Annotated in this window: 11 protein-coding genes; all 11 read left to right on the top strand. The window is 42.2% G+C overall.

The window, feature by feature from the left end; all coding sequences use genetic code 11:
* Position 1: 1 nt before the first annotated feature.
* The 11 genes from ACZ5XX_RS08030 to ACZ5XX_RS07980 all read left to right on the top strand — a co-directional run bounded on the left by ACZ5XX_RS08030 (position 2) and on the right by ACZ5XX_RS07980 (position 13813).
* Positions 2–700, top strand: coding sequence for a ribosome assembly factor SBDS (locus tag ACZ5XX_RS08030; RefSeq protein ID WP_464584229.1), 699 nt, complete (start codon positions 2–4; stop codon positions 698–700).
* Between the two features lie 45 nt (positions 701–745).
* Positions 746–1426 carry an exosome complex RNA-binding protein Rrp4 gene (gene rrp4 / locus ACZ5XX_RS08025; RefSeq protein ID WP_464584227.1) on the top strand — a complete coding sequence of 227 codons (681 nt, stop codon included), beginning with the start codon at positions 746–748 and terminating at the stop codon, positions 1424–1426.
* Positions 1423–2148, top strand: coding sequence for an exosome complex exonuclease Rrp41 (rrp41, locus tag ACZ5XX_RS08020; RefSeq protein ID WP_464584225.1), 726 nt, complete (start codon positions 1423–1425; stop codon positions 2146–2148). The genes rrp4 and rrp41 overlap by 4 nt, the downstream gene beginning before the upstream one ends.
* Positions 2149–2150: 2 nt before the next feature.
* Complete coding sequence (gene rrp42 / locus ACZ5XX_RS08015; RefSeq protein ID WP_464584223.1) at positions 2151–2960, top strand: exosome complex protein Rrp42; 810 nt, start codon at positions 2151–2153, stop codon at positions 2958–2960.
* Between the two features lie 7 nt (positions 2961–2967).
* On the top strand, positions 2968–3237 hold the full coding sequence (gene rpl37A, locus ACZ5XX_RS08010; protein WP_464584221.1) for a 50S ribosomal protein L37Ae: 270 nt from the start codon (positions 2968–2970) through the stop codon (positions 3235–3237).
* A complete protein-coding gene (locus ACZ5XX_RS08005; RefSeq protein ID WP_464584219.1) occupies positions 3238–3369 on the top strand; it encodes a DNA-directed RNA polymerase subunit P in 132 nt (43 codons plus the stop codon).
* Complete coding sequence (locus ACZ5XX_RS08000) at positions 3370–3840, top strand: Brix domain-containing protein (RefSeq protein ID WP_464584217.1); 471 nt, start codon at positions 3370–3372, stop codon at positions 3838–3840.
* Complete coding sequence (locus tag ACZ5XX_RS07995) at positions 3837–4133, top strand: KEOPS complex subunit Pcc1 (protein ID WP_464584215.1); 297 nt, start codon at positions 3837–3839, stop codon at positions 4131–4133. The genes ACZ5XX_RS08000 and ACZ5XX_RS07995 overlap by 4 nt, the downstream gene beginning before the upstream one ends.
* Positions 4100–4471 carry a prefoldin subunit beta gene (locus tag ACZ5XX_RS07990; RefSeq protein WP_464584213.1) on the top strand — a complete coding sequence of 124 codons (372 nt, stop codon included), beginning with the start codon at positions 4100–4102 and terminating at the stop codon, positions 4469–4471. Before ACZ5XX_RS07995 ends, ACZ5XX_RS07990 begins: the two co-directional genes overlap by 34 nt.
* 716 nt (positions 4472–5187) lie before the next feature.
* Positions 5188–6195: an AmmeMemoRadiSam system radical SAM enzyme gene (gene amrS, locus ACZ5XX_RS07985; RefSeq protein WP_464584211.1), complete on the top strand. Its 1008-nt coding sequence runs from the start codon at positions 5188–5190 to the stop codon at positions 6193–6195.
* A 313-nt stretch (positions 6196–6508) separates the two neighbouring features.
* Entirely contained in the window at positions 6509–13813 is a 7305-nt protein-coding gene (locus tag ACZ5XX_RS07980) for a DUF3344 domain-containing protein (protein ID WP_464584209.1), read from the top strand.
* The last annotated feature ends 72 nt before the right edge of the window (positions 13814–13885 follow it).

Genomic DNA, 13885 nt, shown 5'->3' with positions numbered 1-13885 from the left:
GATGGTAAGCCTCGAGGATGCTGTTATAGCCCGGTTGGAGTCCCATGGGGAGAGATTCGAAATATTGGTAGACCCTGACCTAGCCGCCGAATTCAGAAAGGACGAAACCAAAGCAGATATAGAGGATATACTAGCAGTCCAGGAAGTGTTCAAAGACGCCAGGAAGGGTGATAAAGCATCCGAGGAAACCATGCGAAAATTATTCCAAACTGACGATCCACTCGAAGTCGCCAAGATAATACTCAAAAAGGGGAGCATACAACTCACAGCCGAGCAGCGAAGACAAATGATAAAGGACAAACACAAGAAAATAGTTAACAAGATAGCCAGAGAAGCTATAAACCCACAGACCGGCCTCCCACACCCCCCCAAGAGGATAGAAAAGGCCATGAAAGAGGCTAAAGTTCATGTTGACCCCTTCAAGACGGTTGACGAACAAGTTAACATCGTCTTAAAGGCTATTCGCACCAAAATACCTATAAGATTTGAGAAGGTTAAAGTGGCCATTAAGATCCCCGGCGAATCCGCCGGCCCAGTCTATGGTATTATTTCAAATTTTGGTAAAATACTCGAAGAGGAATGGCAGAAAGACGGTTCATGGATAGCTATCGTGGAAATACCAGGGGGACTCCAAGACAGTTTTTACCAGAAAATGAGTGAAATGACAGGCGGCCAAGTCGAAACAAGACTCCTCAAATAAGTCTTCTTTTTCCTCCCATACAACCTAGAACGGAGGCATGACTATTTGATACTAGTAAAGGATAAGGACATAGTGGTGCCAGGTGAAGTATTAGCCAAGAACGATTATTATCCTGGCAGGGGAACATTCAAAGAGGATAATAAGATATGTTCATCCCATGTAGGCTTGGTATCCATAAGGAACAAACAGATAAGCGTCATACCCCTTGTAAGCAAATACATCCCAAAGAGGGGAGATGTTGTCATAGGTGAAATAACAGATATAAGATTCTCGATGTGGGGATTAGATATAAATTCCCCATATTCAGGTTTCCTACCAGCCTCAGAAGTCTTTGGAAAAGAAAAAAGGGGCCTTGAGAACATATTTAATATTGGTGACGTTCTCTTTTTAAAAGTAGTTGATGTTGACGAGGTTAAAAAGGTTAAACTAGGCCTAAAGGGAAGAGGACTTGGGAAATTCAAAGGAGGAGTCCTCGTCTATATAACACCTAGCAAGGTTCCCCGTTTGATCGGTAAAAGGGGATCCATGATAAACATGATAAAAGAGAAAACACGCTGCGATATCGTAGTAGGACAAAACGGGGTCGTATGGGTGAAAGGAGACCCTGAAATGGAAAAAGTGGCCCGGGAGGTCATACTAATGATTGATAGGGAAGCTCACACATCCGGGCTCACTGATAGGGTGAGAGACACCCTCACAGAACTTATAAAGAAGGTTAAGGGGTGATTATTATCATCACACCAGATGAATTTAAAAGGGTCTCACAGGCCACTAGAGAAGATGGAAGAGCACCAGACGAGATCCGACCACTAAAAATCGAAGCAGGAATATTAGAGAGGGCTGACGGATCATCATATTTAGAATTGGGTGGTAACAAGATACTGGTAGCAGTATATGGTCCCAGGGAGGCTCAGATAAAAAGATTGCAAAGACCGGACAGGGCAGTTATAAGATGCAGATACAACATGGCACCATTCTCAGTAGAAGAGAGAAAAAGACCAGGACCAGACAGAAGGTCAGTCGAAATATCCAAGATAACAGCAGAAGCCTTGAGACCAGCCCTAATCCTGGAAAGGTTCCCAAGGTCGGTTATAGATGTTTTCATAGAAGTGCTGGAAGCAGAGGGCGGTACAAGATGTGCAGGTATAACAGCAGCATCAGTAGCCCTTGCAGATGCTGGGATGCCAATGAAGGATATGGTGGTGGCCTGTGCAGCGGGTAAAGTGAACGGTAGAATAGTATTGGACTTATCAGAGGAAGAGGATAAGCGTGGAGAGGCAGACATGCCAGTTGCCATCTTACCACGCAACAAAGAAATAACATTACTACAAAGCGACGGCAACCTCACACAAGAAGAATTCGAAGAAGCACTAGATTTGGCGATAAAAGGATGCCTCAAAATAAACAAAATACAAAAAGAAGCCCTAAAAAAGAAATATGGTGAATAAAAATGGACATAGTACCCGAGATCATCCGCGAAAATATAATCAATCTCATAAACAAAAAAGAAAGAGCTGATGGAAGAGCACTAGACGAATTCAGGAAAATATTCATAGAAACAGGAGTGATAACAAAGGCAGAAGGTTCAGCTAGAGTAAAACTCGGCAATACCCAGTTGCTCGTAGGCATCAAACCCCAAATCGGGGAACCATTCCCAGACACTCCAAACATGGGCATCATCATAACAAATTCTGAACTACTACCAATGGCATCACCAACATTCGAACCAGGACCACCAGACGAAAGATCAATCGAACTCTCAAGGGTCGTGGACCGGTGCATAAGAGAAAGCAACATGCTCAACCTAGAAAAATTATGTATAGTGGAGGGTAGCAGCGTATGGCTACTATTCATAGACCTGCACATCATAGACTATGATGGGAACCTATTCGATGCGGCAGTACTAGCAACAGTGGCGGCACTAAGAGACACAAAACTCCCCACAGCAAAAATAGAAGAAGACGAGATAATACTAGATTATGAGAACCCACAACCCCTACCACTCGAAGACACGGCACTAATGTGCACCTTCGCAAAAATAGGAGATCAGATGATCCTAGACCCATCACTGGACGAAGAAGAAATCCTCACAGCAAGACTATCAATAGGAATGCGACCAGACGGGACGATCTGCGCCATGCAAAAAGGGGGAGAAGGGTCACTAACAAAGGATGATATCCTAAAAGCCATAGACATTACAAAGGGGAGAATACCCCAACTCATGGAAGAACTAGACAAAACCATACCACAGGCAAGGTGATCCAAAAATGGCAAGAACAAAAAAAGTAGGTATCACAGGAAGATTCGGGCCACGCTACGGTAGAAAAGCTAAAAGAGTTGTGAAGAAGATAGAAGAACAGATGAAAAAGAAACACAACTGCCCATACTGTGACAGGCCCGGAGTCAAAAGAATAAGCACAGGCATATGGAAATGTAGGAAATGTGGGGCTACATTCACAGGAGGAGCATACTTACCTTCCACGCCAATGGGTAAAACAGCAACACGCCACATAAAAAGGATAACAGGAGGCCAATAATTGTACAGATGCGCAAAATGCGGAGCCCGAATCGACCTAAAAGAATACATGGAAAATAAATGCCCAAAATGCCGCTACAGAATATTATTCAAAGAAGTTCCTCCAGTGAAAAGAAGAATAAGAGCAAGATAAATGCTACTGACAACATCCAGGAAACCCTCACAACGGACAAGATCATTCTGCCAAAAATTTAAAAAGGCCCTCGGATGCCCCTACATAAACAGGGGAAAAATGAACATCCAAGAACTCTTACAAAAAGCAAGAGAATACAATGAAATATTAGCTATCGTCTTTGAAAAACATGGAAACCCTAGTAGGATAACGTTCTACGACACAAGAGGACAACAAACAGGATACATGACAATAAGCGTCGCAATCCCCAAAGTCCTTGAAGCAAGACCAACAAAAAAAATAAAAGGGCCTATAAAGAATATAAGATTATTAAAGAGTCTGATGCCATTAAAAGAAGATGATGGTGATGATTTCTGGTCTGTGGAACCAGCCCATGGCAAATATACTATGATAATAGAATTATACCATAAAGCAAAACCAACAGGGTTTAAAATATTCATAAAAAGAATCCATCTAGAGGCTGAAAAGTGAAACCCCAGAGGATCCAAGGAGAATTCCAAATACAACTAGAAGATGAAAAAACCGCCCACATAATATGGAAGGCAATAAAACCAGAAATAGAAAACTCACCATCCACCAGATCAAAAATGAAGATGAAACGAGAAGATAAGATAATAATACTAAAAATAGAATCAAAGGATTCAACAGCATTTAGAGCTGCTATGAACTCAACCCTCAGATGGATAAAACTCGCATATGATATAATAAAACTTGCAAAAGGTGATAAGTTATGGAACTTCCAAAAAACATCCAACACCAACTAGCCCAATTCCAACAATTACAACAACAAGCACAGGCAATCTCACTACAAAAACAGACAGTAGAAAGACAGATCCAGGAAACCCAAAGAGCACTAGAAGAACTCTCAAAGGCCGAAGAAGGCGTTGACGTGTATAAGTCAGCCGGCAACCTCCTTATAAAAGCGAAAAGAGATGAAATAGAGGAAGAATTATCAGACAAACTCGAAACTTTAAAATTGCGTGAAAAAACCATACAAAGACAAGAAGAAAGAGTTATGAAAAAATTACAGGAAATGCAAGTCAACCTACAAGAGGCCATGAAAAGCGCCGGCCTGAAACCAGGAACAGGAGGCGCAACCTAAATACCCTAAAACAGACCCCCCCATGATATCAAACCCTTTCATCAACTACCCCCCCAAGGATATAAGAAATCAAGATATTCATAGAGTAGGTGAGTTATCCCTTAATTTTTCAGAATCAGTGGAATGAGGCCAATAAACCTAGCTTATTTTGACCAGCACGTCCAACAATTTACTCCAAATTGACATGGGGGGCTTCCTGACAATCTTTACATCCCCCATTTGCTTATCAAAAATGTCTTTGAGATAAGATGCCCCCCATTGGGGGGCACTTCCCTATTATTTTTCTGAACATGGCAAACCAACCCCCCCTGGATGGGAAGTCTTACAAGAAAACAATGAATAAAATAATACTTTCTAGTAGTAATGTATTTATATGAAGGAATACTAAAATGGAGGTGAGGACTCCCTCCTCTACTAAGTCAACAACCAAGAAAGAAGAACCTGAGGGGACAAAAAAGGATTGTGATATAACAATCTCCCTTTCGCTCAAGAGTATCCCAACAGTCCCCTCACCCCCCCAAATTATTTAATAAAATCAAAACAGAAAATCTTAAATATAATACCAACTAGATTACAATTCGTAATATTAACCACTAATATTATTCATAAAATCCTTGAAAAGCCATTTTTTCCCTCCTAACATACCTCCCCTCCTCCAATGTGTGAAACGCCCCCCACAATAAAATAAATGTGGGGGGACAAAATATAACAATCTGATGAAAACCAGCCCATTCTACAAGAACATAAATGAGAAAATCCAATGCACACTCTGTGAAAGAAGATGCAAACTCTCAAACAAGGAATATGGAACCTGCAACGTAAGATTCAATAAAAACGGCAAATTATACACACTCACCTATGGACGTTTAAGTGCAATAGAAAGCAGGCCAATAGAAATAAAACCATTCTATCACTACTGGCCAGGTTCAACCTCCCTTACAATTGCAACCTATTCTTGCAACTTTTCATGTCCATGGTGCCAAAACTACCATATTTCAAGGAGCCTTCCATCAGGCCCATACACGCCACCAGAGGCTGTTATAAAAAAAGCCCTAATAAACCATGACAAAGGATTATGCATCAGCTTCCAAGAACCAACCCTTTTAACTGAATACGCCATAGACCTTTTCCAACTCGGAAGAAAACATGATCTCTATGCATGCTATGTCTCCAATGGTTACATGACACTAGAAGCTCTAATGGCCCTTGTAGAAGCTGGACTCACAGGATTAAACATAGACATAAAAGGTGGAGAAGAAGTCTACGAGAAATACTGTGGAGGCGTAGACGTATACAAGGTTTGGAGGAACGTTAAAAAAGCTCTGGAGAATGGAGTCCATGTAGAAATCATAAACCTCGTTATTACTGGTGTGAACGAGGACGACATAGATTGGGTGATAGAAAACCACTTGAAATTTGCGGGTGAAGACACACCACTACATTTCACAAGATATTATCCAGCATATAAGTTCACAAATCCGCCTACAAGTATAGAAGTGCTTGAAGAGGCCGTTCAAAAGGCCCAGAAAGCAGGTATCAACTACGTGTATATAGGTAATGTACCAGGCCACAAGTTTGAACATACATATTGCCCCAGATGTAAAAGTCTACTCATAAAAAGATCATCATATAGGATCATAGATTATAGGATCAGAGACAATAGATGCCCAGAATGTGGAAAAAAGATAAAAATGTATCCAGAACATGTAATTCGTCGTTGTTAACACTCCCATGCAAATGCACCAGATAAAACTAGACATCTTAAGCTGCGGGGGCTGTGAACAGCCCTTAAATGTCAGTATAGAGAAAGTGAAGCGAAGAGGAAACACTCCACGGCATCATCCATTAACCACCCCCCTTTTTTATTTTTTTGTTAGATCCACACCACTAGTATTCTTATTCTTTCTTCTACAGAATGTATAGTAATACACCATGATTTTTTATGATACTATTTTTATACTGCCTAAAAACTAGTAATACTTTTTCTCGTAAAATATATAAGGGGTGAAGAAACTAACACTAAGGTGATAAAAACAGATGGGGGTGAAGCATATTAAAAAACCGCAAATAGTACTATTAGGCCTTTTAACAATACTAGTGATCTCATTAACAGGATCGGCCTATGCAGACAATTATGTGGGCGGCAAGCCCCTTGAAACAGTCCAAGAAGGGAACGTAACTGGGGACGTTGCAGTGGACTCCTACTATGGTTTCACAGATCCGGGTGGTGTTGGCACCAACACTGGAGGAAACGCTAACATCACATACACATTCAACTATACAATACCATCTGATGCCTACATCAAAAATGCAACACTATACGTCCTAGTATACTCAGGCAACATGCAAGAAGCCAGACAAACCTACGTAAATGTAACCTACAATGGCTATCTATTAGACAACCAAACACTCTACACAACGTACACCTACCCCATAGACGGAGGAAATAATAACACTTGGCTTTTAGGCCCGGGACATGACCATGACCCATACCTAATGGTAAACGATCATACAATGCGCGTAACAAGCGACTACCTATTATGGTATGATGTAACAAACATGACAAAGAAAGGCACGAGCAACACAGCCAATGTATGCACGATCGGATCCTATGACGGCCGCATAAAACTCATAACACTAGTTGTGGCCTACAACCTCCCAGGGAGCACAACTGCGACAAGATATTGGGTCAATTTCGGGCATGACGTGAGCAGCTACAACGACGAGGAATATACAGGAGAAACATGCTTCAACGGTGCAGTGCCCAACCCTAGAGACGCCACTTTAATGATAGTGCATGCAGCAAGCCACGACGGGATCTACACATACAATGACCAAAGCCTGCCAAACGGCACATACCAAAGACGCGGAAGCTACAGCGGATACGAAATATGGAATGTCACAAACTTCTACAATAACGAAACCAACAGATTCACATACCACAAAGGTCCGGGCACAGGATTAGAAGGAGGCTACTACAAAATCATCCTCGCAGTCCAAAAAGTCACCTACACACCAAATATCGACCTAAAATTCCAATTTATCAAGGCTAGCGCAGCATTCGCACTAGAAAACAATACAATAACCTGCATGATCAAAAACAATGGAACAGGGACATCACCACCAACAAAAATACTATTATATGCCAATGACGAACTAGTCGCAAATGCAACCATACCCTCCATAAACCCAAATAGCAATGTTTATGTGAATATAACGGATCCTACGATAAGACCAGCCACGCCAGAAACACTTTATGGTAACAATAATCAAAATGTAACCTACAGACTCGTTATAGACCCAGAAAATGAAGTTCCAGAAACCAATGAAACAAACAACCAATATACAAAAACAGTCCCGATTCTATACAACGGCTACAAAGGCAAAAGATGGGCCTACAACGGTTCAGACTTCAACACGATAGAAACTTATGATGGCCAATATGGCCTCGCATATTATGCGCAGCCTGACACAACCTACGCGAGTGGAACCAGCGGATGGTCAAACTACACAGTAATATTTAATGGAACACAACCCAGCATACCAGAAAATGCCACACCAGTTAAAGCTTACTTGTATGCACCGTACAATTGGGATAACAAGGGCATACAACCAGAAGAAGGCGCAGCATTAACATGTCTCACAATACAATTCAACGAAGCCACATTCCAACCAGGGAACTACACAAGATGGTACTGGGACCAATCAAACTGCGGAGCCTACGCCACCTACAAATATGGATTACTAGTCTATGATGTGACAGAATACTACAAGAAAAACCAAGACAATATAGTAAATGTCACATTATCAGTACCGGCAAGCAGCCAGACACATACACTCAGCATGTTCCCATTCACACTCCTAGTGATCTACAATGACACATCAAGACCACTCACTCATATCTACATAAACGAAGAATATGATATCCTCCTCCTTGACTCAAACTTTGGCGTGCAACCTGAAGAATGCGTCGCATACATAAACTTCCCGGGCATACCTGATGTGGATAGAGTTTCAAATGCAACCTATATGGCATGGGGCACACATGCCGGACCCAACGAAGGAAACGTGTACTTCAACGATGAAACCTTAGGATTGAACGTGTGGCAAGGAAACAGCAAAACATCATACCCCGAGATATTCAATGTCACAGGTAAGTTAAGCAGCACAGAAAACATGGCAAGGATACAAGGAACGAGCAGTGGTGGGATGGGCGCAATCCTACAAATACTAATGGTTGAATATGAGCCGGTTGAGCCGGTAGCTAACTTCACAGCAAATCCCACACTAGGAGTCACACCATTAACAGTTCAGTTCACTGACTTGTCAACCGGAGCTACAGAATGGTACTGGGACTTCAACAATGACACTATAATAGATAGCAGGGAACAAAACCCAACCTACACCTACACACAACCAGGAACCTACACAGTAACACTCACCGTACAAGGACCAGGAGGAGAAAACACACTAACAAAAGAAAACTACATAACAGTAGCGAAAGTCATGAACCTAAACACTAATGAAACATTTGATAGGATCCAAGATGCTATAGACGATGATAATACAGTAGCTGGACATACAATACTTGTAGGCGAGGGCAACTACAGCGAAAACATAAGCCTAACAAAGTCTCTAATATTAAAAGCCAATGGTCTCGTGACCATCATCGCAAACAACACAGGAAGCAATGTTATCGAGGTAAAGGCGAATGACACACAGATCGAAGGCTTCGTACTTACTGGAGCTACTGGTAGCGGTGCTGCAGGCATACTAGTCGATGGATATGACAGATGCACTCTAATCAATAATACTGTCATTGGCAACTACTATGGAATCAGACTCATAAATGCAGAAGCTTGCACGCTCCGTAACAACAGTCTATGGAATAACACGCGCAACTTCGGAGTCTTCGAAAAATTTGCTGAAGATATCGACACAGGAAACACAATCAACAGAAAACCAATATACTACTTGATGAACGTCCAGAACTTAACTTTCACTGAAGATGCAGGGTTCATCGGCCTGTTAAACGCAACAAATGTCACAATAAAAGGCATCAGCATCTCAAATTCACAACAAGGCATACTTCTAGTTAACGCAACAAACTGCCGCATCGAAAACATGACCTTAACCCAAAACAGGTTCGGCGCATACCTCTACAACTGTAGTAATATAACAATCAAGGACAACACGATCACAGACATTGACAGTGTACCTATACTATTCCGCCAGCCAACCGCCACCAACACAATAGAAAACAACACAATAAGGAACTTCACATACTATGGCATATACTTCCCTGCTGCAAATCAGAATAGCATAATAAGAAATAATACTATCACAGACGCTACAAGTGGATGGGGAATGGGAATCTACCTAGCGGATCAGAACACTGGCAACATTACAATAGAATATAATAACATCACCAATTGCCCCTATGCTGGTATATATGGCTATGGAGAGAACAGTACGATCCGATACAACAACGTACAAGGCGGAGAATATGGGATAAGCCTATACACCATTTACGGCAACAACACGATAATATACAACAACGTACAAGGCGGATTAATCACACATGGTGCGAACAACACAGTAATAGGTAACACAGTAACCCCAGGTACAACTAGATCGGTGCTCGCAATATATGGTAATAATAACTTCGTATCATATAACACAGTATATGTTGGGGATAAAAGTGGAATTCGCGTCGAAAGCGGCGGAAACAATACAATAATAGCCAACACAGCAATAGGAACAAGCAAACAAGGACAAGGTATCGTGCCGCTAAATGGTGACACAGTACAAGGCAACATAGTAACAAACTGCAACTATGGAATATGGCCATTCAACGCCCAAAACTGCACAATAACAGGGAACAATGTCACAGGATGCAACTACGGAATCTACATAACCGGTGGAAGTAACCATAGCATCATAGGTAACATCATCAAAGAAAACACAAAAGGTATCAGACTAACAGGAACCGGAACCGGGGCCAGTACAGGAAACATAGTATACAACAATTACTTCATAAACAATACAAACCAGACAGAAGGAGACCCAACTAACAACTACTGGAATACAACAGAAGCTGGTAATTATTGGTCAAATTATACGGGAGATGACGTTGACGGAGATGGGCTTGGGGACGTACCATACCAGGAAGACCAAAAACCGCTCATAGCAGATCTACTAGTCGAAAACATCACAGTAATAAATAATAATGTACAAGTAAGGGTTAAGAACAATGGTAAAGCGGACATCACAAAAATAGACCCGAATGCAACATTCCCAGTGAATATAACGTGTGACAGTCAGGAATTTACTCATGAGATCCCGGCGTTGCAACCGGGGGAATCAAGGACGATCACACAAAACTTGACGCTTGGAGATTATACAATCATCGCAAACATAACATACACAGATATGCACTATCTCGGAAATACGAATATAAGGGATGCTAACATTAACAACAACATAGCAAACATTACTGTATCATTACAGAGAGATCTTAGGGTCGCTGACATCACATATAATCCAAGTAATAGGGTTGGACACCGTGAACTATTCGCAAATGAACCCAACACGATCCAGGTAGCAGTAATCAACGATGGAAACCTTGAAAGTGGCCAATTCAAAGTAAGACTTGTAATAGGGGACTATAATAGTACGCAAACTCTTGAAGGATTAGCTGCAGGTGCAACCGCCAATGTAACATTTGATGGTTTCACACCAACACTAGCAGGGCCCATAACCATCAACGTCATAGTGGACACTGATAATGAAGTTGAGGAAACTAACGAAACTAACAATATTTATGAGACAAGTGCCACCATCTACTACAACGGATACAAGGGCAAAAGATACACAGGAGGAAACGACATAAACACAGCACTATTCCTAGAAGGTAAACTTGGCCTACTCTACTCCCATGGTAATTCAACATATCGCGGATCAGGATCAGCGAACTGGCAGAACCCATACATTGTCACATGGACCCCCACAGACCTACCAATACCCGAAGGAGCCACAATAAAAGAGGCTAGATTATACCAACCATACACATGGAACGAAGTAGGTGGAATCCCAGACTTCATCGCAACATTCAACAATGCAACTATAAATCCATTGGCACACTACAACGACACTAAAGGCTACGGAACATACAATTACCCAAGCGGACTACTAGTATACAATGTAACAAGCCTATTCAGAGCAGGTGAAAACAACACACTGACCCTGACAGCAGGTGCTAACACAACAACAGCACTCTACGGCTCATACCTCATAATAATCTACGAACACGAAAACGAAACCGTCAAGAAAATCTGGATAAACGAAGAAACAGACATGCTCTACAGCAAAACAGACTACGGAGTGAACGATACCGAGGCAACAGCCTACGCAAACTTCAACAACATAAACACAAACATGCTAAAAACAGCCAACCTAATAGTCATAACAGCCTCAGCAAACGAAGCCGACAAAAGCAAATTCTACTTCAACAACCAAGAATACACAGGATTCTGGCAAGACTACCTAACAGAACCACAAATAGGATTCAGCACCTACCAAATAGAAGAAACCCTACAAAACGGGACAAACACAGCAAAAATACAAAGCACCGGAGACAACATGGTAGCACTGGAAAACATCCTAATACTAGAATATGAACCACCAACAGCCAACTTCACAGCCAATACAACTGAAGGAATCGCACCATTAACAGTTCAGTTCACTGACTTGTCAACCGGAGCTACAGAATGGTACTGGGACTTCAACAATGACACTATAATAGATAGCAGGGAACAAAACCCAACCTACACCTACACACAACCAGGAACCTACACAGTAACACTCACCGTACAAGGACCAGGAGGAGAAAACACACTAACAAAAGAAAACTACATAATAGTCTACCAAGGCCCACAATTCACACTCGAAAACCTCACTGTGACTCCGACAAGTGGTGTGGCGCCATTGAACATTACGGCGACAGCTAAACTGACAAATACTGGTGACGTGTCAGGAGATTACACAGCAGAATTCAAAGTGAATGGTCAGGTAGTGGATGCAAAGACTATAACGGTTCCTGCCAGGCAGACCATAAATGTAGAATTCAGTAGGGTGTTGCAGGCCGGAAACTACAACGTGACAATAGACGATCTTGCACCAGCGACTGTGAGTGTAACTGCTCCGGCCGCTAATATAACGATAAGTAACCTTACGGTGTCACCTACAAGTGGTACGGCGCCATTAACAATCACTGTGAGTGCGGAATTAACAAACACTGGCACAGCCGCGGATGACTACACAGCAGAGCTTAAGGTGAACAATGTTGTTAAGGACACGCGGACAGTGACAGTTGGAGTTGGAGAAACCAAGACTGTAACATTTACATGGACATTGACTGATGCAGGAACTTATGAGGTGACGATAGGCGATCTTGCACCGGTGGCTGTGAGTGTGGCTCCGGGTGGTATTACAGTAGCTGATCTTGTGGTGGCTGCAGGCGAGGTTGTGGCATATTATGGGCAGTATGGTGGTCTGCCGGCTAGTGTGACGATCGCTGGAAATGATTATAGCATGGCTCAGTTCCTTGACCTGCTTTGTAAGGCAACAGTTAATATAAATGTTGGTGATTTGTCAGCGATCATGCCAAGGGATGTTGGAGCAGCTTCAAGCCCTAGTGGAAGTTACAGGCATGGCAGGCTCTACAGAGGCGAGTATCTGGATGTTGCTAGTCGCATTATAAGGTTTATCAGTGCAAATGGCCGCGCACCCAACTATGCAACTACAAGCCTTGGAAGAATACCATTCCAACAGCTGGTCTACATGTACAGTAAAGTCATAAGATTCTATGGAAACTACAATAGGCTGCCAAGGTATGTTACAACGTTTGTGATTGTTGAGGGTCAGAGTGTTGGTCAGCTTATTGATGCTGCTTCTAGGGTTGGAGCTTATTATGAGCGTTATGGTAGGTTGCCAAGTGAAGTGACGGTCAATGGGCAAGGGTACAGTATGGCGCAGTTCCTCTACCTGCTTTGCAAGGCGACGGTCAATACAAATGCTGGTAATTTATCTCCAGTTTCTGTGGGGAGTGTTGGAAGTCCACCAGCTCCCAGCGGATGGTACAGGCATGGCAGACTTTACAGGTCAAGTTATGTGCAGGTTGCAAGGAATATTATTTCATTCATTGACAGTCGTGGCCGCGCACCAAATTATGCCAGAACAAACCTTGGAAGAATACCATTCCAACGCTTAGTCTACATGTACAGTAAAATCATAAGATTCTACGGAAAATACAATAGACTGCCAAGATACGTCACAATTTAACCCCCCCTTTTATTTTTTTGTTAGATCCACACCACTAGTATTACTTGTTTTCTCCCTTCACAGAGTAGTAAT

Source organism: Methanothermobacter crinale, assembly GCF_055397825.1.
The sequence above is the reverse complement of the archived record's forward strand: the minus strand, read 5'-3'. Positions and strand labels throughout refer to the sequence as shown.

Coding starts and splice junctions, on each gene's coding strand:
- ACZ5XX_RS08000 (WP_464584217.1), top strand. CDS start 3,370: ATGCTACTGACAACATCCAGGAAACCCTCACAACGGACAAGATCATTC.
- ACZ5XX_RS07990 (WP_464584213.1), top strand. CDS start 4,100: ATGGAACTTCCAAAAAACATCCAACACCAACTAGCCCAATTCCAACAA.
- ACZ5XX_RS08030 (WP_464584229.1), top strand. CDS start 2: ATGGTAAGCCTCGAGGATGCTGTTATAGCCCGGTTGGAGTCCCATGGG.
- ACZ5XX_RS07980 (WP_464584209.1), top strand. CDS start 6,509: ATGGGGGTGAAGCATATTAAAAAACCGCAAATAGTACTATTAGGCCTT.
- amrS (WP_464584211.1), top strand. CDS start 5,188: ATGAAAACCAGCCCATTCTACAAGAACATAAATGAGAAAATCCAATGC.
- rrp42 (WP_464584223.1), top strand. CDS start 2,151: ATGGACATAGTACCCGAGATCATCCGCGAAAATATAATCAATCTCATA.
- rpl37A (WP_464584221.1), top strand. CDS start 2,968: ATGGCAAGAACAAAAAAAGTAGGTATCACAGGAAGATTCGGGCCACGC.